Annotated in this window: 20 protein-coding genes; 13 read left to right on the top strand and 7 right to left on the bottom strand. The window is 62.3% G+C overall.

What is annotated here, in order from left to right; genetic code table 11:
- Positions 1 to 6 precede the first annotated feature (6 nt).
- Genes G7044_RS15115 through G7044_RS15095 form a run of 5 tightly spaced genes read right to left on the bottom strand, consistent with a single transcriptional unit; the run spans position 7 to position 4,551 of the window.
- The gene (locus G7044_RS15115; RefSeq protein ID WP_166330349.1) at positions 7 to 744 is read right to left on the bottom strand and encodes an SDR family NAD(P)-dependent oxidoreductase; all 738 of its coding nucleotides are present in this window, start codon (positions 742 to 744) and stop codon (positions 7 to 9) included.
- A 32-nt stretch (positions 745 to 776) separates the two neighbouring features.
- On the bottom strand, positions 777 to 1,910 hold the full coding sequence (locus G7044_RS15110) for a C4-dicarboxylate TRAP transporter substrate-binding protein (RefSeq protein WP_166330347.1): 1,134 nt from the start codon (positions 1,908 to 1,910) through the stop codon (positions 777 to 779).
- 40 nt (positions 1,911 to 1,950) lie between these two features.
- Entirely contained in the window at positions 1,951 to 3,258 is a 1,308-nt protein-coding gene (locus tag G7044_RS15105) for a TRAP transporter large permease (RefSeq protein ID WP_166330345.1), read from the bottom strand.
- 10 nt (positions 3,259 to 3,268) lie between these two features.
- The gene (locus G7044_RS15100; protein ID WP_166330343.1) at positions 3,269 to 3,778 is read right to left on the bottom strand and encodes a TRAP transporter small permease subunit; all 510 of its coding nucleotides are present in this window, start codon (positions 3,776 to 3,778) and stop codon (positions 3,269 to 3,271) included.
- Between the two features lie 29 nt (positions 3,779 to 3,807).
- The gene (locus G7044_RS15095) at positions 3,808 to 4,551 is read right to left on the bottom strand and encodes an SDR family NAD(P)-dependent oxidoreductase (RefSeq protein WP_166330341.1); all 744 of its coding nucleotides are present in this window, start codon (positions 4,549 to 4,551) and stop codon (positions 3,808 to 3,810) included.
- A 133-nt stretch (positions 4,552 to 4,684) separates the two neighbouring features.
- On the opposite strand from G7044_RS15095, the gene G7044_RS15090 reads away from it, so the two are divergent.
- The 3 genes from G7044_RS15090 (at position 4,685) to G7044_RS15080 (ending at position 7,227) form a co-directional block, all read left to right on the top strand.
- Positions 4,685 to 5,413, top strand: a complete 729-nt coding sequence (locus G7044_RS15090) for a GntR family transcriptional regulator (RefSeq protein ID WP_166330339.1) — start codon at positions 4,685 to 4,687, stop codon at positions 5,411 to 5,413.
- Positions 5,410 to 6,030: a glutathione S-transferase family protein gene (locus G7044_RS15085; protein ID WP_166330337.1), complete on the top strand. Its 621-nt coding sequence runs from the start codon at positions 5,410 to 5,412 to the stop codon at positions 6,028 to 6,030. The genes G7044_RS15090 and G7044_RS15085 overlap by 4 nt, the downstream gene beginning before the upstream one ends.
- A 75-nt stretch (positions 6,031 to 6,105) precedes the next feature.
- The gene (locus G7044_RS15080) at positions 6,106 to 7,227 is read left to right on the top strand and encodes a C4-dicarboxylate TRAP transporter substrate-binding protein (protein WP_166330335.1); all 1,122 of its coding nucleotides are present in this window, start codon (positions 6,106 to 6,108) and stop codon (positions 7,225 to 7,227) included.
- Between the two features lie 84 nt (positions 7,228 to 7,311).
- Here G7044_RS15080 and G7044_RS15075 read toward each other — a convergent pair whose 3' ends face one another.
- Positions 7,312 to 7,980, bottom strand: a complete 669-nt coding sequence (locus G7044_RS15075) for a GntR family transcriptional regulator (RefSeq protein ID WP_166330333.1) — start codon at positions 7,978 to 7,980, stop codon at positions 7,312 to 7,314.
- A gap of 137 nt (positions 7,981 to 8,117) precedes the next feature.
- Here G7044_RS15075 and G7044_RS15070 point away from each other — a divergent pair, with 137 nt between their 5' ends.
- The 9 genes from G7044_RS15070 to G7044_RS15030 all read left to right on the top strand — a co-directional run bounded on the left by G7044_RS15070 (position 8,118) and on the right by G7044_RS15030 (position 17,885).
- Complete coding sequence (locus G7044_RS15070; RefSeq protein ID WP_166330331.1) at positions 8,118 to 8,747, top strand: flavin reductase family protein; 630 nt, start codon at positions 8,118 to 8,120, stop codon at positions 8,745 to 8,747.
- Between the two features lies 1 nt (position 8,748).
- The gene (locus tag G7044_RS15065; RefSeq protein WP_166330329.1) at positions 8,749 to 9,453 is read left to right on the top strand and encodes an aspartate/glutamate racemase family protein; all 705 of its coding nucleotides are present in this window, start codon (positions 8,749 to 8,751) and stop codon (positions 9,451 to 9,453) included.
- 252 nt (positions 9,454 to 9,705) lie between these two features.
- Positions 9,706 to 10,674 (top strand): ABC transporter permease, encoded by a 969-nt coding sequence (locus tag G7044_RS15060; RefSeq protein WP_166330327.1) that lies wholly within the window; start codon positions 9,706 to 9,708, stop codon positions 10,672 to 10,674.
- Between the two features lie 11 nt (positions 10,675 to 10,685).
- Positions 10,686 to 11,624: an ABC transporter permease gene (locus G7044_RS15055; protein WP_166330325.1), complete on the top strand. Its 939-nt coding sequence runs from the start codon at positions 10,686 to 10,688 to the stop codon at positions 11,622 to 11,624.
- A gap of 4 nt (positions 11,625 to 11,628) precedes the next feature.
- Positions 11,629 to 12,822 (top strand): amidohydrolase family protein, encoded by a 1,194-nt coding sequence (locus tag G7044_RS15050; protein ID WP_166330323.1) that lies wholly within the window; start codon positions 11,629 to 11,631, stop codon positions 12,820 to 12,822.
- Entirely contained in the window at positions 12,819 to 14,330 is a 1,512-nt protein-coding gene (locus tag G7044_RS15045) for an amidohydrolase family protein (RefSeq protein ID WP_166330321.1), read from the top strand. Before G7044_RS15050 ends, G7044_RS15045 begins: the two co-directional genes overlap by 4 nt.
- Positions 14,323 to 15,309, top strand: a complete 987-nt coding sequence (locus G7044_RS15040) for an ABC transporter ATP-binding protein (RefSeq protein ID WP_166330319.1) — start codon at positions 14,323 to 14,325, stop codon at positions 15,307 to 15,309. Before G7044_RS15045 ends, G7044_RS15040 begins: the two co-directional genes overlap by 8 nt.
- On the top strand, positions 15,306 to 16,259 hold the full coding sequence (locus G7044_RS15035; protein ID WP_166330317.1) for an ABC transporter ATP-binding protein: 954 nt from the start codon (positions 15,306 to 15,308) through the stop codon (positions 16,257 to 16,259). Before G7044_RS15040 ends, G7044_RS15035 begins: the two co-directional genes overlap by 4 nt.
- Before the next feature lie 234 nt (positions 16,260 to 16,493).
- On the top strand, positions 16,494 to 17,885 hold the full coding sequence (locus tag G7044_RS15030; protein ID WP_207630322.1) for an ABC transporter substrate-binding protein: 1,392 nt from the start codon (positions 16,494 to 16,496) through the stop codon (positions 17,883 to 17,885).
- A gap of 75 nt (positions 17,886 to 17,960) precedes the next feature.
- On the opposite strand, the gene G7044_RS18070 is transcribed toward G7044_RS15030, so the two are convergent.
- Positions 17,961 to 18,359: a hypothetical protein gene (locus G7044_RS18070; RefSeq protein ID WP_235931354.1), complete on the bottom strand. Its 399-nt coding sequence runs from the start codon at positions 18,357 to 18,359 to the stop codon at positions 17,961 to 17,963.
- Between G7044_RS18070 and G7044_RS15020 the strand changes: the two genes are divergently transcribed.
- Complete coding sequence (locus tag G7044_RS15020) at positions 18,294 to 19,628, top strand: amidohydrolase family protein (RefSeq protein WP_328803866.1); 1,335 nt, start codon at positions 18,294 to 18,296, stop codon at positions 19,626 to 19,628. The genes G7044_RS18070 and G7044_RS15020 overlap by 66 nt on opposite strands.
- Positions 19,629 to 19,670: the final 42 nt, after the last annotated feature.

Below are 19,670 nucleotides of genomic sequence, written 5' to 3'. Positions count from 1 at the left end.
CTCTCCCTAAAATGCGGCCGTGCCGCCGACAGAGCGGCCGCCATCGACGATCAGGACCTGCCCGGTGACAAAGCTCGCCTGCGGATGGGCGAAGAAGGCGACGGCATGGGCGATATCCTCGGGCGAGCCGAGCCTGCCTGTCGGCTGCTGCGCCTTCATGTCCGCCAGCGAGTCGCTGCGCGCCTTCAGCATGTCCGTCTCGATCACGCCCGGCGCGACGGCATTCACGGTGATCTGCTTGGGCGCGAGTTCCAGCGAAAGCGCCTTGGTCAGCCCCGCCACCCCCGCCTTGGAGGCGACGTAATGCGCATAGTTGCGCGCCCCGAAGGCCGCGCGAGAGGCGAGGTTCACGATCCGGCTTTCCTCGGGCATGACGCGGGCGGCCTGCTGGCACAGCGTGGCCATGGCGACCAGGTTCACTTCGTACATGCGGCGGAAATCGTCGGCGGTCAGCTTGTCGAATTCCTTCACATCGAAGATGCCCGCATTGTTGACCAGAACGCGCAGATCATCGGCGCCGTCGATCAGCGCCTGCGTGGCGGCTTCATCGGTAATGTCCAGCACTTCGGCGCGGGCCTGACGGCCCTCCGCCTGGATCAGGGCGACAGTCTCATCCGCCGGGCCTTGCGCCCGATCGGCGACGATCACGGCAAAGCCGTCATGGGCAAGCCTGCGGGCAATGGCGCGACCGATGCCGCCGCCGGCCCCGGTTACAATTGCGGTTTTTGTCTTGGCATCGGTCATGCGCCATATCTCCTAAGCTCGATCCTGCAGGATCAGTTCAGCCCGTAGCTGTTTTCGTCGATTTTCGAGAAAAGCTCGTCGCGGACCAGTTGGGCCACTGCTTCGGTGTCGCTGCGGTCCACATCCTGCAGCAGGTTGAACCACTTTTCTTCCAGCGCGACATATTCGGCCAGAACATCGCTGGGGTCGTCGATCCCGCGTTCCGATGCAGTGCGGGCGGGCAGGCCCTCGACCATCTTGGCGCGGAAATCGGCAAGGGCTGCCACCAGATCCTCGGACGGCTCGTTCAGGGTGATGCCGCGTTCCTGCGCACCGGCAAGACCGGATTCCACGTTCTCGGCATAGTTCACCTGCGAACGGGCCAGCCCCGTTGCCGTCGCATCAAGAATGGCGCGGCGTTGTTCAGGCGTCAGCCCGGCCCAGAAATCCTTGTTATAGACATAGGTCGCACCAAGCGAGGTGCCCTGTTCCAGCGTCGTGATCGACTTGACGACCTCCCAGAACATATAGCCTTTGCCAAGGTTGGTCGGGTCCGACAGCATGCAGTCGATCGAACCGCGTTCCAGCCCGGAATAGGCATCGGTCATCGGAACGGCGACCGGCACGCCGCTGATAGAGCCGATCCATTCATTCTGCGCCGTGCCGGCCGTGCGGACCTTGGTGCCGTTCAGCCCGGCCAGATCGGTCACGTCTTTCATGCACATCATGACATAGGTCGGGGTCGAATAGCCGCCCAGAAAGACGGTGTTATGCTTGCCATATTCCTCGACCAGCTTCTGGTTGGTCAGCCCCAGTTCGGTCAGGGCGAAGGCGGTGGCGAAGGCATCGCGCGCGGTGAACGCCATGTCGTTGATCATGCCCGACAGCGGCAGTTCGGACGGCGTATAGGATGCCGCGACGATGCCCAGCTGCGCCACGCCGTCGCCAACGGCGCTGAGCGTTGTCGGCGCCGGAACCAGCGAGCCGGATGAATAGATCTCGAATTCAACCGCGCCATCGGTCGCGGCGCTGATATCGGCGACATAGGGCACATAGGCGAATTCGTTCAGGATATGGCTGGGCGCCATCCAGTTCGTCGCCATATAGGTGTCGGCCTGCGCGACGCCTGCGCAAAGACCAAGGCTCAGCGCCGTTGTGGTCAGGGCGTTCTTGATGAATTTCGACATGCGTTTCTCCTCCGCTAAATCGTTCTGGTTTTGTGGATGGTCAGCCGCCGCTCATCAGGTTGGGCAGCCAAAGGCTCAGGATCGGGAAGGCGATCAGCAGGCCAAGCGTCACCATGTCGATGAAGATGAACCAGGATGCGCCCTTGAAGATCTGGGACAAGGAAACCTCTCCGCCCAGTGCCGATTTGATGACGAAGACGTTCATGCCCATCGGCGGGGTCACGAGGCCGATTTCCAGCAGCTTGATGGTCAGCACGCCGAACCAGATCAGGTTCACGTCATGCGCCATCAGCAGCGGCCCGAGGACCGGCAGGCAAAGCAGCATGATCGAGATGCTTTCCAGAAACGCGCCCAGCACCAGGAAGAGGGCGCAGATCATCAGCAGCACCGTCAGCGTCGAATAGCCCTCGAACGAGTTGATCAGGAAGTTCGGCAGCGTCGCCAGCGCCACGAAACGGGCAAACAGTGCGGCCCCAAGAACCACCATGAAGATCTCGGCCGTGCCCGACGCGGTTTCACGCAGCGCCCGGCCAAGCATGTGCCGATTTATCCGTCCCCGGATCAGCGCCAGCACGAAGGCGAGGAAGGCCCCCACTGCCCCGGCCTCGGTGGCGGTAAAGACGCCTGCGAAGATGCCGCCCACCACGCCGAGGATCAGGACCGGAAGCGGCCAGGCATCCGCGATCAGGGCAAGCTTTTCGGCCGAGGAAACCTCGATCTTGACGCGCGGGGCCAGCGACGGGTTCAGCATGCAGCGCACGGTGATCAGCAGGATGAACATCAGCGCCGTCAGGATGCCCGGAATGATCCCGGCGATGAACAGGCTGCTGATCGAGGTGTCCAGCAACATGCCATAGACGATCATCAGCACGCTCGGCGGGATCAGCGCACCAAGCGTGCCCGCCGCCGCCACCGAACCGGTGGCAAGCCCGGCCTGATAGCGCGATTCCAGCATTTCCGGCACCGCGATCCGCGAAAATGCCGCGGCAGATGCAACGGATGAGCCAGAGGCCGAGGCGAAAAGCGCGCTCGCGACAACAGTCGATGACGCAAGCCCGCCGGGGATCCAGTACAGAAACACCCGCGCCGCGCCGAACAGGCCCTTGGTCAGGCCCGCGCCGACCGCGATGAAGCCCATCAGCAGGAACATCGGGATCGCGGAAAGATTCCAGTCGCCGATCAGCGTGAAGGGAATGGCCTTGCTGATCCCGACTGCGGGGTTCCACCCCATCATCGCCCAGATGCCGACAAAGGCCGTGCCGCCCATTGCGGCACCGATGGGCACGCGCAAGCCGATCAGCCCCAGAAGGATGGCGATGCCTGCAAATCCGATTTCGATGCGTTCCATGACAGCCTCCTCAGTCGATCAGCGCGTCGGGGCCGTCATCGGCCAGTTTCACATCGTCCCGGCTGAAAATGCGGATCAGCAGAACCAGGCAAGCGATGCCCAAACCCAGCGGCAACATGAATTTCGCGGGCCAGATCACGACGCGCCAAATGCCGTCGACGGTCTCGTTCACGTCGAAGGCGCGTTTTGCCATGTCCCAGGAAAACCAGCCGAGGCCGGCGTAGAAGATCAGCGTGACGACCTGGCCCAGCTTGACCATGAACGCCTGAAAGCGCGGGCCGACCATTTCGTAGATCAGTTCGACCGAGATGGCAGAGTTCTTGGCCTCGATATAGGCGAGGCTCAGGAAGACGGTCGCGATCATGTAGTAGTTGGCGACAATCTCGGCCGTGCTGGGGATCGGTGCGCTGAAGAAGTATTTTCCGACCACGTCCGCGACGACATGGAACATCATCAGCGCGACGGCCAGCCCGGCGATCCACGCCATGGCGATTGTCAGCATAGCGACGATTCTTACCATCTGCTTTCTCCTCCCTCGTTTCGCGGCTGCTATTGCATCCGGTAGCCGCCGTTGACGTCGATCACCGAGCCGGTGATGTAGCCCGCATCCCGGCCCAGCAGGAACGCGACCGATCCGGCGACGTCGGCGGGCGTCCCGATCCGTCCCAGCGGGATCGCCGCGGACACGGCGGCGTCGTTTTCGGGCGACAGCGACTGGCGCAACATCGGCGCGTCGATCAGGCCGGGCGCCACGGCGTTGACGGTAATGCCCAGTGCCGCGGCCTCTCGTGCGCCGGCCTTGATCAGGCTGGTGACCGCGCCCTTCGAGGCGATATAGGCCGCGCTCGACCGGTAGCCGCCAAGCTGCGCCGCGACCGAGGAAAAGCCGACAAACCGCCCGTCATCGACCGGGCTTCTGGTCGCCGCCCGCAGATATTCGCGCAACAGAAGGAAGGTGCCGGTGGAGTTGATCCGCTGCGTCAGCTCCCAATCCGAAAGCGAGATATCCGTCAGCGCGGGCCGGTCACCGCTGGGTGCAAACAGCAGGATCCCCGCCGCCGCGACAACGCAATCTACGGCATCATCGGCAAAAGCCGCCTTGACCGCGGCCTCGTCGGACACGTCAAGCGCGATGGCGCGATGGCCTTCGCCCGGCACGCCATCAAGCGCGGATTCGGCCTGCGCAGGTTTCAGGTCGGCTGCGGTGATTGCAAAGCCTTCCTGCGCAAGACGCGACACGATCGCCCGACCGATGCCGCCCGCCGCACCCGTAATCAAACAGCGCCTGAACATGATTCCCTCCCTCAGCTTTTCATTAATGTATCCATTTTAGTTGCTCGAGCAACTTATTTTTCCTCTTTCATCAATTTTTGCTAGATAAGTTGCAAATCGCCGCGCATAATGTGTCCAAACCATGGGGTGAGATATGAGCGACAGCGACGACGGCACCACCACGACAGAGGTCGCGACAGCGCGCGTTCGGGAAGCGATTCTGCGCGGCGAAATCGCGCCCGGCGAAAGGTTGCACCAGGTCAGCCTGGCACAGCAGCTTGGCATTTCGCGGACACCCCTGCGGGCGGCATTGCTTGCGCTGACCCATTCGGGCCTCGTGAGCTATGAAAGCAATCGGGGCTATCGCGTTCGCGAATTCTCGCCCACCCAGATCCGCGATTCCGTCCTTGTCCGCGCTGAACTCGAGGCACTGGCCTGCAAGCTGGCCGCCACCCGCATCTCGGCCGAAGACCTGTCCGAACTCCAGTCCCTTGTCGCGCTTGGGGATCGGCTTTTGCAGGGCGGCACGCTGCGCCCTGAAAGCCACGCCCCCTATCGCGACATGAACGTGCGCATTCATCAGTTGATCCAGCAGGCCGCGCATTCACCCTGGATCATGGACTTTGTCGCACGCCTGCAGAATGTGCCGCTCAGTTCCGACCGGATCGTGCTGTGGGAACACTGGGACATCATCCACCGCTCGCATGACGACCATCACCGCATCGTCGCGGCGCTGGCAGCGGGCGACGGCGAACGCGCCGCCAGCATCATGCGCGAGCACATCATCTTCGCGCAGGAATACCTGCTTCGCGAACTCAACCGGACGCCGGACGCCTATGCGCGCCGCGCGGACGACAAGGATCAGCAAGAGGACAAGACGTGACCATCAGGCTATTTCATTCCCCCGCATCCCCCTATGTCCGCAAGGTGATGATCGCCGCGCATGAACGCGGCGTCATCGACCAGATCGAACTGCTTGCGTCGGCAGCGGGTCCGGTCAAGCGCGACATGAACATCGTCCGGCACAATTCGACCGGCAAGGTGCCCTGCGCATTGACAAAGGACGACACGCCGGTCTTCGACAGCCGGGTGATCTGCCAGCTTATAGACCATATGGGGGCGCCGGGCGCATCGCTTTACGGCGACACCGCCTCGCGCATCCGCATCCTGACGCTGGAGGCGCTTGGCGACGCCATTCTGGATGCCTGCCTGCTGTGCCGCTACGAAGACGTGATGCGCCCGGCAGAGCTTCGCTGGGAAGACTGGTATGCCGGCCAGATGGCCAAGGTGGATAGCGGGCTGGACGATCTGGAAGGCTACTGGTTCGACGACCTGACCGGGCCCTTCCATGCCGGGGCAATCGCGGCGGCAAGCGTGCTTGGCTATCTCGACTTCCGGTTCCCCGACAAGGATTGGCGCGCGACGCATCCAAAGCTGAAGGACTGGTTTGCCAAGGTCAGCAAGCGCGATTCCGTCATCGCAACGATGCCGTCTGGCTGACATCGGATGCGGGTCGGTGGCGTCCACCGACCCGAAGGAAGCACGAATGTGCCAATGAGAGGGAGGAGAACGAACATGAAGACAGCAATCAACATCGCTGCCACGACCGCACTGGCTTTGGCGGCCGCGCCGCTTGCCGCGGAAACCTATCAGGCCAGCAACTGGATGGCGCCGGCCCATATCCTGAACGAATTCCCCTATCAGATGTTCGCAACGGATATTGCCACCGCGTCCGACGGCGCAATCGAGTTCGAGGTCTATTCGGGCGGCTCGCTGCTGCCAGCCGCGAATACGATGCAGGGAATTGCCGATGGCGTCGCCCATCTGGGCGTCGTCTATCCGGGCTATACGCCGTCGGAACTTCCGCTGAGCAACGTGGTCAATGACGCGGCCTTCGTGTCGGACGATGACATCGCGGCCGCCTTCGCCTGGACCGAAATGGGGCTGACGAACGAACAGCTGCGCGCCGAATGGTCGAAGAACGGCGGGATCTTCCTCGGCGGCTATTCGACGCCGGTCTATCATTTCATCTGCGTGAAGGAGATCACCTCGCCCGAAAGCGCGGTCGGCCTGAAGATCCGCACCGCCGGCGGCGCACAGGCCAGCTGGGTCGAGGCGCTTGGCGCCGTGCCGGTATCGGTCCCCATCGGTGACGTCTATTCGGGCCTGGAACGCGGCTCGATCGACTGCACGATGTCGGACCCGACCAATCTCGACAAGGGCAACAAGTTCTGGGAGGTCGCCCGTTCGGTCAACAAATTGCCGATGGGCGTCGTGGTTGGCGCCACCTATGTCGCCAGCAAGCCGTTCTGGGCCGGGCTGAGCACCGATCAGCGCAAGATGCTGATGGACCACATGGCAACCGGGATCGCCCGCCAGCAGGTCGCCTATCACGTCGGTGTGCAGAACGCGCTTCAAGGCTCGACCGAGCGGGGGCTGACCGTCAGCGATCCGGCGCCCGAACTGGTCACCAAGCTGAACGAGTTCCAGACAGACCTGATGGAGAAGCTGCCCGAACAGGAAATGTCAGAGCGGCAGATCGACGACCCGACCGCGCTGATTGAACAGTTCCTGGAACTTGAAGCAAAGTGGAAAGGCCTGCTGAAGGACGTCGACCGCACCGACCCCGAGGCTGTCGCCGCGATCCTGCGCGAGAACCTTTACGACAAGATCGATCCGGATACGCTGGGCGAGTGATCCCACAGATCGCGAGGCGGCATGCCGCTTCGCGATCCACCCACCGCAAGACCCCAAAGCCTGCCGCCCCTCGCCGCAGATCGGCTAGCTGAGAAGGTCCTTCAGGCTGCGCGGCGTATCGCGCCCCGCAGCAAGACGCAGTTCCTTTTCAACATGCTCCAGATGGTGGCGCATCGCCTCTTGCGCCTTTTCAGGATCGCCGTCCCGCAAGTGGTTGAGTATCTCTTCGTGCTCGTCTGGTCCGCAATTATACTTGGCTGAATCGCGAAATGCGGCAGTAATCAGTGAACTGCGGCTGATCAGGTCCCGCATCAGCACACTCAGGAACTCCGCCTCGGCCATCTCGGCAAGCATCTGATGAAAGCCGCCCGACAGCTTGATGATCTGACGCTGGTCGTTGTCGGCGTTGGCGATCCGTTCCTTTTCGACATGGCGACGAATCGTTTCGATCTTCTTCTTGTCCAACCGATCGACCAGGCGTTCCAGAACGCGGCCCTCGACGGCGCGGCGGATATGGAAAATGTCGCGCGCATCCTCGACCGAGGGTTCGGCAACGAATGCGCCCTTGTTCACCTCTATCGTGACCAACCCCTCACGCTCCAGCATCCCCAGCACCTGCCGTACGCGCGCGCGGCTGGTGCCGAAAACCTCTGCCAGTTCGGTTTCCTTCAATCGCATTCCGGGGCGCAAACGCCGTTCTGCGATGGAAAGCCAGATCCGCTCGGCGATCTGTTCGGCGGTAAGCGTGTCCATATCAAACCTGCAGCATCATCTTTGCGCCAGACTACCCGGTTTTTGCCTCTGGTCCAGATTAAATGCTGTCATTATTGTCGACAATATTGTATGCAGCAACTGGCGGCAAAATGCTGCTTACCAGATGAGGCCCGCGCATGGATTTCGATTTTCTACAGATGGAACCTATGGATCGGTACCGACTGCTGACGAATTTCGTCGGCCCGCGACCGATCGCATTGGTAACGACGCGGGCCGCAGCGGGCGATGACAACGGCGCACCGATGAGCTTTTTCAACGTCTTCTCGCATGATCCGGCCATTGTTGTGCTGGGAATCCAGCCGCGCGCCGACGGGCGCGAGAAAGATACCGTCACCAACATCCGCCGCACCGGGGAATTCGTGGTCAACATGGTCGATATGGCCCTGTCGCGGACCATGCTGGTCTGCGGGCTTGGCGTCGAAAGTGATGTGGACGAACTGGCATTGGCGGGTGAGGCCGTCAGCCCATGCACCCAGATCGACGCATCATGGATCCCGGCCAGCCCCTGCGCGATGGAATGCAGGGTCGAACGGCTGATCGAATATCCCAAACGCATGCTGGTGCTTGGCGAAGTGGTCCATATGCATGTGCGCCGCGACTGCCTTGATGCGGCAGGACGCTATGTGGATCCGAATACCTACCAACCCATCGCACGCCTTCATGCCGACAATTATATCGTGTCCGATCAGCAGTTTGTGCTGAAAGCACCCGCCCTATCAGATGTCCTGAGCGGAGGGGGCAACTGACATGCAGGTTTTCGTCATCAATCCCAATGCGACGCAGGCCATGACGGACATGGCGGCCCTGACCGCGCGCCGCGTCGCCGCAGCCGATACGGTGATTCGCGCTGGGACCGGACGCGGGCCGTCGCCGGTGAGTATCGAGGGATTTTCGGATGAGGCGCTCTCGGTGCCGTCGATGCTGGAGCAGATCCGCCTTGCAGAATCCGAAGGCGCGCAAGCAACAGTCATTGCCTGTTTCGACGATCCGGGGCTAGATGCCGCGCGCGAGGTCGCAACGGGACCGGTGATCGGCATCTGCCAGGCCGGGGTGCAGGCGGCCATGGTGGTTGCCAAGCGGTTTTCCGTCGTGACGACCCTGCCGCGATCGGTTCCGGCGATCGAAGACCTGGTACATCGCTATGGCGCCAGCCGGCATTGCCGCCGCGTGCGATGCATCGACCTGCCGGTATTGTCCATCGATTCCGATCAGAATCGCGCCTTTAGCCTACTTGTTGCCGAAATCACCCGCGCACGGGACGAAGACGGTGCCGAAGCGGTGCTTCTGGGCTGCGCAGGCATGTCAGAGATGGCCGAATCACTCAGCAAGGCGACCGGGGTCGTGGTTATCGACGGCGTGGTCGTTGCGGTGAAGCAGGCCGAGGCGCTGGTGGGCAGCAGATTGCTGACATCAAAAGCCAATGCCTACGCGTATCCGCGCGTGAAAGCCTGACAACCCGCAAGAAATTGCGCGACATCCAAACAGGCAGCAGTGCCGCAAAAATATGCTGAGGTAGTTTCGCCTACTAAATTGTCGACAAAATAGTTGACACATGAAGCATCAGACATAGGGTGGTTACATGCTACTCGACACATGCAGAGGCAGGGAGAAGCGACATGACACAGGGCCAGACAGCAATGCCGCCCCCAGGCACCGAAATTCTGCCGGGATCTGGCGCCTTCTCGCTTCGTCAGGATTGACCGGATGATTGCCTTCGTTCTCAAGAAGCTTGCAAACGCGGCCTTCGTCATGCTGGCGGTTGCCTTTCTGGCCTTCCTTATCTTCCGGCTCGCGGGGGATCCGGTCGATATGATGTCGACCGAACAGACGACCGAGGCCGACCGTGAACTGCTGCGTGAAAAGCTGGGGCTCAATGACAGCTTTCTGGTTCAATACGCGCGCTTCGTCGGCAACGCCGCCCAAGGTGAGTTCGGCATTTCCTATCGCAACGGGCAGGACGTTCTGGGCCTGATCGCCGAGCGCTTTCCCGCGACGATGGAACTTGTGATCGTCGCGACCGTGCTGTCGTTGCTGATCGGGCTGCCGTTAGGCGTCCTGACAGCCATCAAGCGCGGCAAGTGGTATTCCGAGGTCCTGCAGTTCGGATCGATCATCGGCGTGTCGCTGCCCAGCTTCGTGGTCGGGATCCTGCTGATCCTTGTCTTTTCGGTGACACTCGGCTGGCTGCCGGCCTTCGGGCGCGGAGATGTGGTTAATCTTGGCTGGTGGTCCACCGGCTTGCTCACCCGCTCGGGGCTGATGGCGCTGGTGCTTCCGTCGATTTCGCTGTCGCTCTATCAGATCACGCTCATCATGCGACTTGTCCGCGCAGAGATGCTGGAGGTCATGCGGTCGGATTACGTGAAATTCGCCCGCGCCCGTGGCATCAGCCGCTACAAGATCTATTTTCGTCACGCCCTGCGCAACTGCCTGATGCCGGTGGTCACGCTGACGGCGATGAATATCGGCACGCTCATTGCTTTCGCCCTAATTACCGAAACCGTGTTTCAGTGGCCGGGCATGGGCATGCTGTTCATCCAGGCGGTGACCTTCATAGATATTCCGGTGATGGCCGCCTATCTGTGCATCGTCGCCTTCATCTTCGTCTTCCTAAACACGATGGTCGACATCACCTATGCGGTGATCGACCCCCGCCTGCGCAGCGCGAATTAAGGGGACAAATCATGACTTCGACGCCCGTGCCGACCCCTGCCCCACGCCTTGCACGACTGCGGGCCAGCGATCTGTGGTGGTCTTTCACACATAGCTGGTCTGCCCGGATCGCGGCGGTGATGCTGATTGTCCTGATCGGATCGGCCTTTCTGGCGCCCCTGATCGCGCCGCAGAACCCCTATGACGCCGCGCAGCTGGATATGTGGAAATCGGAACTGCCGCCGCTGTGGCAGGAAGGGGGCGAATGGCCCTATCTTCTGGGCACCGACACCCAGGGCCGCGACATGCTGTCGGTGCTGCTGTACGGGACCCGAATTTCGGTGCTGATCGGCTTTGCCTCGGTCGTGTTGTCGCTGGCAATCGGCCTGACATTGGGGCTGATCGCGGGCTATTTCGGCGGGATCGCCGACAATGTGCTGATGCGGATCGGCGATGTCGTCCTGTCCATTCCCACCATTCTGATCGCCATTCTGGTGTCGGCAATCGTGCGTCAGATGCTGCCGCCGGGGCTGCGCGAAATCGGGGCGTCGGCGGTTCTTGTGCTGGCCATCACGCTTTCGGGATGGGTGCAATATGCCCGCACCGTCCGCGCCCAGGCCATTGTCGAACGCGGCAAGGAATATGTGATGGCGGCAAAGCTGCTGAATGTCCCCAACCGCCGGATCATGTTCCGCCACATCCTGCCCAATACGCTGACCCCCATTCTGGTTGCCGCCACCCTGTCCTTCGGCATGGCGATCCTGACCGAGGCGACCTTGTCATTCCTTGGCATCGGCATGCCGCCAGGCCAGCCCTCGCTGGGGACGCTGATCCGGATCGGCAATCAATACCTGTTCTCGGGCCTGTGGTGGATGGTGATCTTTCCGGTCGTGCAACTGTCGCTGCTGGTCATTTCTGTCAACCTGCTGGGCGACTGGCTGCGCGACGCCCTGAACCCCAAGCTGAGGTAAGACCGTGAGCAATCTGATCCTGCGCAACATCCGGCCTTTGGGCGAATCCGTAACCGACCTGCTGATAGCGGACGGCAAGATCGCCGCCTACGGCACCGTTCCCCCTGCCCCCGGAACCGCGGAAGAGGACGGGCGCGGCGCAATCCTCTGGCCGGGGCTGATCGACGCCCACACACACCTGGACAAGACCACCTGGGGCATGGGCTGGCACGAAAACAACCGCGCCGCAGTCCTGCGGGAACGGATCGATTTCGAACGTGAAAACCGTCTGGGGCTCGGCATCGACCCACACCGGCAGTCCATGCGTCACGCGATCGGACTTGCGGCAAACGGGGCCAGCCATATCCGCAGCCATGTCGACATCGACCCCACACACGGCTTGCGGCTGGTCGAAGGCGTGCAAGAAACCCGGCGCAAGCTGCGCGACATCATCGACATTGAAATCGTCGCCTTCCCGCAATCCGGGCTGATGGTGACGCCGGGCACGGCCGAGCTGCTGGATCAGGCCCTGGCGCAGGGCTGCGCGGTGTTGGGCGGCATCGATCCCTGCGGGATCGACCGCGACCCGAAAGGCCAGCTCGATACGCTGTTCGCGTTGGCTGTGAAACATGGCGTGCCCATCGACATCCATCTGCACGAAACGGGCGAGCTTGGCGCCTTCACGATGGAACTGATCTTTGAACGGGTCCGGGCCAACGGGATGCAGGGCAAATTCGTCATCAGCCATGCCTTTGCGCTGGGAATGAATGATCATCTGCGCGTGGGCAAACTGATCGAGGAGATCGCCGAACTGGATATCGGCATCGCCACGACCGGCGCGCCCTCTGCCACCGTGCCTTCGGTCAAACGGCTGCGCGAGGCAGGCTTGCGCGTCGGCGCCGGCTGCGACGGCATCCGCGACACCTGGGGGCCATGGGGCCTGCCCGACATGATGGACCGCGCCCGCATCATCGGCATGAGGAACGGTGTCCGCTCGGATAATGACCTGCGGCACATGCTGGAACTGGTCAGTCAGGGCGGCGCCGATCTGATGGGGATCGAAGGGTACGGCGTTGCCATTGGCTGCAATGCAGATTTCACCCTGTTGAATGGCGAGACCATCGGCCACGCCGTGGTTCAGCCCAGCCCGCCGCCTCTGGTCGTCAAAGCCGGTCGCGTCATCGCCCGCAACGGCCAGTGCATCATGGATATGCCATGACCGGCGCGCCGACAGCAAAACAGGCCCTCGCCGAGCTGACCCTTGGCAAGCGTCCCGCCGGCCGGACGCTGTTGACCGCCGACTGGGTGCTTGCGCATGACGGCGATGGCCATGTCCTGCTGCGCCGGGGCGAGGTCGTGCTGGACGGCGCGACCGTTATCTTCACCGGCCATGGCTTCGGGGGCGAGGTTGCCCGCAGGATCGACTTTGGCGCGGCGCTGATTTCACCCGGGCTGGTGGATCTGGACGCGCTGTCCGATCTCGACACGACCATTCTGGGCATCGACCATTTCCCCGGCTGGAAGAAAGGCAGGGTCTGGCCCCAGTCCTATGTCGATGCCGGCCCGTACGAGATGTATTCGCCCGAGGAGCTGGCCTTTCAGAAACGTTTCGCCTTTGGCCAGCTGCTGCTGAACGGCATTACCACCGCAGCGCCCATCGCCTCGCTGTTTTACCGCGAATGGGCCGAGACCATGGCCGAATTCGACGCAGCAGCGGATGCCGCGGGTGAATTGGGCCTGCGGGTCTATCTTTCACCCGCCTATCGCGCCGGCGGCATGGTGCTCCATGCCCCGGGCGACATGCGGCCCCATTTCGACGAGGCGCGCGGTCTGGCCGGGCTTCGGGACGCCGCCGCCTTCATTGCGCGCCAATCGGGACGCCATGAGGGTCTGGTGCAGGGCATGCTTGCGCCCGACCGGGTTGAAACCTGCACGGCTGCCTTGCTGCGCGAAACCATGTCAGAGGCTGCCAATCTGGACGTAAAGGTCCGCCTGCACATGGCGCAGGGACAGATGGAGGTGGACACCGTCAAGGCCCTTCACGGTTCCACCGCCCCGGTCTGGCTCGACCGCGAAGGTCTTCTGTCCGACAGGCTGATCGCACCCCATGCAACCAACGCCACCGACGAGGATCTGCGTCTTTACGCAAGCCACGGCGTTTCGATCGTGCATTGCCCGCTGGTATCAGCGCGGGGTGGCAGCAGTCTGCATTCGTTTTCCAAGCTGCGGGCGATGGGCGTGAACATCGCCATGGGCACCGATACCACGCCGCCCGACATGCTTATGAACCTGCTGATCGGCCTGATTACCTGCCGGATGAACGATGGCGAACCCGACCGGATCACGACGCGCGATCTGTTCGACGCGGCGACCCTTGGCGGTGCCCGCGCGCTTGGCCGCGACGATCTGGGCCGGCTTGCGCCGGGATCTCGCGCCGATATTGCGGTCTTCGGGCTGGATGACCTGTACATGGCCCCCACCATCGACCCCATCACCACGCTCGTAACCGGCGGTTCCGGCAAGGTGACGCAAGCAGTGTTTGTGGATGGCCGGCTTTCGATGCGCTTTGGCGAACTGGCCGGGATCGACATGGTCGCGGCACGCGCGCAGGCGCAGGCGCAATTCGACCGGCTGATCGCGCAATACCCCGCCCGGACATGGGACCATCCGCCAGTCGCCGACATCTTCCCCCCCAGCTATCCCATAAGCGAGGCCCGGAATGCTTGACACAACCGAGACCTGCCTCGAGGTTCACAACCTGACGGTCGAATTCCCCAACCGTCACGGGATCCTCACGGCGCTGAATGACATCTCGCTGGAGATCCGGCCGGGCGAGATCCTGGGCATGGTCGGCGAATCCGGCGCGGGCAAATCCATGACCGGGCTGGCCATCCAGGGGCTGCTGGAACACCCCGGACGCATTGCCGGGGGCGAGGTCCGGCTTGCCGGGCGGCGTATCGACGCCCTGTCGGACCAGGAGATGGAGAAGATCCGGGGCCGCGAAATCGGCGCCATCTTTCAGGATCCGCTGACCTCGTTGAACCCGCTTTTTACCGTGGGCAGCCAGCTTGTGGAAACCATCCGCCAGCACATGCCGGACAAAAGCAGATCCGCCGCGCGTGAACGGGCCATCGGCCTTCTGAAGGAAGTGGGCATCCCCGCGCCCGCGGAACGTGTGGATCACTATCCCCACCAGTTTTCCGGCGGGATGCGGCAACGTGTGGTCATCGCGCTGGCACTGGCGGCAGAGCCGCGTCTGATCATCGCGGATGAGCCGACGACCGCGCTGGATGTCTCGATCCAGGCGCAGATCACCGGGCTGCTGCGGCGGCTGTGCAAGGAACACGGCACTGCGGTGATGCTGGTTACCCATGACATGGGCGTCATCGCCGAAACCGCCGATCGGGTGGCGGTGATGTATGCAGGCCGCCTGATCGAGATCGGGCTGGTCGATACCGTCCTGAAGAACCCGGCCCACCCCTATACGAAAGGGCTGATGGCCTCGATCCCGGCGCTTGGGGCGCGGGTCGAACACCTGCACCAGATCGACGGCGCGATGCCACGCCTGAACGCGATTCCGCAAGGCTGCGCCTTCAATCCCCGCTGCCCCATGGCCGGGCCGCGTTGCCGCCGCGACCGCCCCACCCTTGTCCCCACCGGCACAGGCGCCGCTGCCTGCTGGCTACATGATGGAGGCACCGAATGAACGCCCCTGCCCTCGAAGTCACCGAACTCGACCGCGTATTCGACGTCTCGCCCCCGTTTCTGAACCGGGTGATCTATAGACAGAAACGCAAATCACTGCACGCGGTGAATGATGTCAGCTTCACCGTCCCGATGGGCGGATGTCTGAGCCTTGTTGGCGAATCCGGCTGCGGCAAATCCACCGTGGCGCGGCTTGTGACCGGCATTTATGCGCCCAGCGGCGGCCAGATCCGCTTTGCGCCCGGACGATCCGGCCAGCCCCTGTCGGCGCAGATGATCTTTCAGGATCCCTATGCGTCGCTGAACCCGCGCTGGCGGGTAAAAAACATCATCGCCGAGCCGTTGCGCGAGCTGAAACTGCGCAATTCGGATGCCGAGGTCCTGGACCGGGTGGCCGAGCTGCTGGGGATCGTCGGGCTGAATGCGGCGGATGGCGACAAGTTCCCGCATGAGTTTTCGGGCGGGCAGCGGCAGCGGATTTCGATCGCCCGCGCGCTCGCTTCGGAGCCTGACTTTCTGGTCTGCGACGAACCGACATCCGCCCTGGACGTGTCGGTGCAGGCACAGATCCTGAACCTCATGCGGCGCTTGCAGGACGAACTGGGCCTGACCTACCTTTTCATCAGCCATGACCTGTCCGTCGTGCGCCACATGTCCGACCGGATCGCCGTCATGTATCTGGGCCGCATCGTCGAAGAGGCTGAAACCGAAACCCTCTTTGCCGATCCGAAACACCCCTATACGCGGCTGTTGCTGCAGACGATCCCGAATGTCAGCCACCCGCAGCGCGACCGCGAGATCGCCTCGGGCGAGGTGCCAAGCCCGCTGAACCCACCTTCGGGCTGCACATTCCACACCCGCTGCCCCCTTGCGACCGATCGCTGCAAGGCAGACCGCCCAGCGCTGCTGGAAAAGGCGGACGGCGCCCGCGTCGCCTGTCATTTCGCATGAACCTGTCGCGGGCCTTCCCGGCCCGCGGCCAACATATATCCCACCCCCCAACAGGAGAGGACCATGTCGATATTCAGCAAACTTGCGACCGCACTTGCCCTGAGCATCAGCGCGACAGCGCTTCAGGCAGAAACCGTAAAATGGGCGTCACGCGCCGATATCTAATCGCTTGATCCCAATTCGATCCCGTCAACGTCGAACCTCGCCTTTCTGAACCATATCTATGAAGGTCTGGTGCGCTATGACAAAACCTTCAATCTGGAGCCGGCGCTCGCCACCGAATGGGAGCTGGTCGACGGCAAGTTCTGGCGCTTCAAACTGCGCGAGGGCGTGAAGTTCCACGACGGCGCGGATATGACCGCAGACGATGTTGTCGCCTCGTTCAAGCGCGCCGCAGACCCGGATTCGCCGTTGAAGGGCAACATGCCGCTGTTCAAGGACATCCGGAAGATCGACGACCACACGGTCGAGATCGACGTGACGACGCCTTCCTCGCTGTTTCTGAACGACATTACCAACATCTTCGTCTTCGATGCGGACTGGCTGAAGGACAACAACACCGAAAAGCCGACAAGCTACGATTCCGGCGCCGAGGGCTACGCCACAACGCACACCAATGGCACCGGCCCGTTCAAGCTGGAAAGCCGCAAGCCGGATGCAATGACGGTGCTGCTGGTCAATGATGGATGGTGGGACGAGAAAAAGCACAATATCGACCGGCTCGAATATATCCCGATCACTTCGGCTGCGACACGCATCGCGGCGCTGCTTTCGGGCGAGGTCGATGTCATCGATTCCGCCCCGATTCAGGATCTGGAACGACTGAAGGCCGACCCGAATGTAAAGGTCATCAGCCTGACAGAACTGCGCACCGTTTTCGTCGCTTTCAACCGTCGCGAGACATTGCCATCAGGCGCCGAGAACCCGTTTAATGACCTCAAGGTCCGGCAGGCTTTCGAACTGGCAATCGACCGCGATCTTATCAACCAGCGGATCATGCGCGGGCTGGCCCGGCCGTCGGGTTCACTGATCGCGCCGGATATTGCCGGCTATGCCCCCGAGCTGGACACCTATGAACCGGCGGACGCGGAAAAAGCCAAGGCACTGCTGGAAGAAGCGGGCAAATCCGGCCTGGCCTTCACCTATACCTGCATGAATGACGAAAGCATCAACGAAGAAGACTGGTGCCAGGGTATCGGCAACATGCTGAGCCGCGCCGGCTTTGCGCCTAGCATCGACATGGCGCCGCGCGCCGTGCAATCGCCCAAACGCTCCAAGGGCGAAACCGAAGTCTTCAACATCAGCTGGGCGAACGAGCCGACGCTTGACGCATTTTCGTTGCTGTCGCAGGTGCTGGCGACCAAGGAAGGCGCATATGGCGTTTCCAACTATGGCGGCTGGTCGGCGCCAGAGCTGGACGAACTGGTCAAACAGGCGGCACAGGCCACCGATCCGGCCGAGCGGCTGAAGCTGGAAGCGGCAGCGCTGAAAGTGGCCAAGGACGAGATCCTCCTGATCCCGCTTCATCAGCAACCAATCGCCTGGGCCACATCGGCCAAGGTCGAAAGCATCGACCTGCGTGCCGATAACAAGGCACGCCACTGGTTCACCGTGGTCGGCCAGTAATTCTGCGAACGTCCCTTCCGCGACAATCGCGGGAGGGACGCCTGTTTTCGACCTCGCGGCGACGCGATCGAGGGTTCACAGGCGTATGGAAAAGAAATCGCCGCGATCCAATTTGGTCCGTGACATCCTGCTGGCATCAGCGCAGCGCGCATTCTGGCCGCCGTCCACGCCGGGGCGCGGTCGCGAAACTTCCAACTGACCACCAATTTTCCAGTGCGTGCGGCCGATCTCGTCCGGCACTTCTGGCCGACGAAAGGCTCTGTCGTGGCTACGCTTTTCACTCATGCCACCATCATCACGATGGACGCATCCCGCCGCATACTTGAAGACGCGTCCCTGCGTGTCGAGGCCGACCGGATCACCGCCGTTGACCCCGCCGGCGCCTTGCAACCCGCCCCCGGCGATCGGGTGATAGACTGCCGCGGCAAACTGCTGCTTCCCGGGCTTATCGACGCGCATGGTCATGCCGGTCACTGCCTGATCCGTGGCATCGGGGCCGATACGAGCCCGCTATGGATGAAGATTGTGACACCAACCTATTGGCACCAGACAACGCGGGATTTCTGGGCGGCCGAAGGGATGGTCTCGGGCCTCGAACGGCTGCGCGCAGGGGTGACGACCGGCGTCAGCATCATCTCGTCAATGCCGCGCTCGGACGACCCGGAATTCGCGGTCGCCCATGCCCACGCCTATGCGCAATTGGGTTTGCGCAATATCATCTGCACCGGCCCCGCTGGCTTGCCGTGGCCGCGCGAGGTCACAAGATGGGAAACTGGCAGCCCGGTTCGTCGCAGCATCAGCCTTACCGAGATGATGGACGGCGCCGAGGCAACAATTCAGACGCTTGACGGCCAAGCCGATGGCAGGATCAAGGTCTATCTTACCCCCTTCACCATCGTCCCCTCGATTGAAACATCGAACATCTCGACGCCGGATCAAGCCGTAAAGCTGACGGCAGAGGATCGCCATCACGCCCGCGTCGTGCGCGAGCTTGCCCGCAAATATGGCGTGAGGCTGCATTCCGACGCTTTTGCCGGCCATATCCGTCTGGCGGCGCAGGACACGGAAAATGCCCTTCTGGGGCCGGATATTCACATACAGCACTGCTGGGGCATCTCACCTGCCGAAATCGATATTCTTGCAGAGACGCAAACACCGGTGACCCACGCGCCGCCCGGGCGCAATACGCCGGTCATCGAAATGATGGCACGCGGTATCACGGTTGCTGTCACCACCGACGGAACCGCGCCCAACAGATATTTCGACCTTTTGCAGACGGCGCGGCTTTTCCAGTCCGTCCAGCATGTCTTGCGCGGCCACGATAGATATTTCTTCCCGCCAGGCAAGGCCTTCGAAATGATCACGATCGACGCCGCCAAGGTGCTTGGTCTGGATCACGAGATCGGCTCGCTGGAAGTGGCGAAAAAGGCCGACCTGCTGGTGGTGGATATGGGTGCACCACATCTGACACCCGACTGGCAGCCGGTCCATCGGTTGATCGCGCAAGGGGTCGGCAGCGACGTCAGGACGGTAATGGTGAACGGCAAGCTGATCATGGAAGACCGCCGCATCACATCCGTTGACGAGGCCGAGGCCTTGGCCGAAGGCAACCGCGTCGCACGCGAACTCGTGACACGCGCGGGCTTAACAGAGCATCTTCGCGACCCGGGTTGGGGCCAACTGTATCGCACCTTTGACAGGCCCGTGACGCTGCCCGGGGAAGGCATCGACAGGCCGGGCTGATCGGCGCCAGTCCCTGTCGGCATCAATGCGACGGTCGTCTGT

It is taken from the genome of Paracoccus xiamenensis, assembly GCF_011308835.1.
In the GTDB taxonomy this organism is placed as follows: domain Bacteria; phylum Pseudomonadota; class Alphaproteobacteria; order Rhodobacterales; family Rhodobacteraceae; genus Paracoccus; species Paracoccus xiamenensis.
Note: the sequence above shows the minus strand (reverse complement) of the source record. Positions and strands in the feature narration are given on the sequence as shown.

Bases quoted from the DNA above. Each gene is read 5' to 3' on its own strand.
- G7044_RS15090 (WP_166330339.1), top strand. From the start codon at position 4,685: ATGAGCGACAGCGACGACGGCACCACCACGACAGAGGTCGCGACAGCG.
- G7044_RS15105 (WP_166330345.1), bottom strand. From the start codon at position 3,258: ATGGAACGCATCGAAATCGGATTTGCAGGCATCGCCATCCTTCTGGGG.
- G7044_RS15055 (WP_166330325.1), top strand. From the start codon at position 10,686: ATGACTTCGACGCCCGTGCCGACCCCTGCCCCACGCCTTGCACGACTG.
- G7044_RS15035 (WP_166330317.1), top strand. From the start codon at position 15,306: ATGAACGCCCCTGCCCTCGAAGTCACCGAACTCGACCGCGTATTCGAC.
- G7044_RS15045 (WP_166330321.1), top strand. From the start codon at position 12,819: ATGACCGGCGCGCCGACAGCAAAACAGGCCCTCGCCGAGCTGACCCTT.
- G7044_RS15110 (WP_166330347.1), bottom strand. From the start codon at position 1,910: ATGTCGAAATTCATCAAGAACGCCCTGACCACAACGGCGCTGAGCCTT.
- G7044_RS15100 (WP_166330343.1), bottom strand. From the start codon at position 3,778: ATGGTAAGAATCGTCGCTATGCTGACAATCGCCATGGCGTGGATCGCC.
- G7044_RS15080 (WP_166330335.1), top strand. From the start codon at position 6,106: ATGAAGACAGCAATCAACATCGCTGCCACGACCGCACTGGCTTTGGCG.
- G7044_RS15115 (WP_166330349.1), bottom strand. From the start codon at position 744: ATGACCGATGCCAAGACAAAAACCGCAATTGTAACCGGGGCCGGCGGC.
- G7044_RS15040 (WP_166330319.1), top strand. From the start codon at position 14,323: ATGCTTGACACAACCGAGACCTGCCTCGAGGTTCACAACCTGACGGTC.
- G7044_RS15075 (WP_166330333.1), bottom strand. From the start codon at position 7,980: ATGGACACGCTTACCGCCGAACAGATCGCCGAGCGGATCTGGCTTTCC.
- G7044_RS15060 (WP_166330327.1), top strand. From the start codon at position 9,706: ATGATTGCCTTCGTTCTCAAGAAGCTTGCAAACGCGGCCTTCGTCATG.
- G7044_RS15065 (WP_166330329.1), top strand. From the start codon at position 8,749: ATGCAGGTTTTCGTCATCAATCCCAATGCGACGCAGGCCATGACGGAC.
- G7044_RS15095 (WP_166330341.1), bottom strand. From the start codon at position 4,551: ATGTTCAGGCGCTGTTTGATTACGGGTGCGGCGGGCGGCATCGGTCGG.
- G7044_RS15070 (WP_166330331.1), top strand. From the start codon at position 8,118: ATGGATTTCGATTTTCTACAGATGGAACCTATGGATCGGTACCGACTG.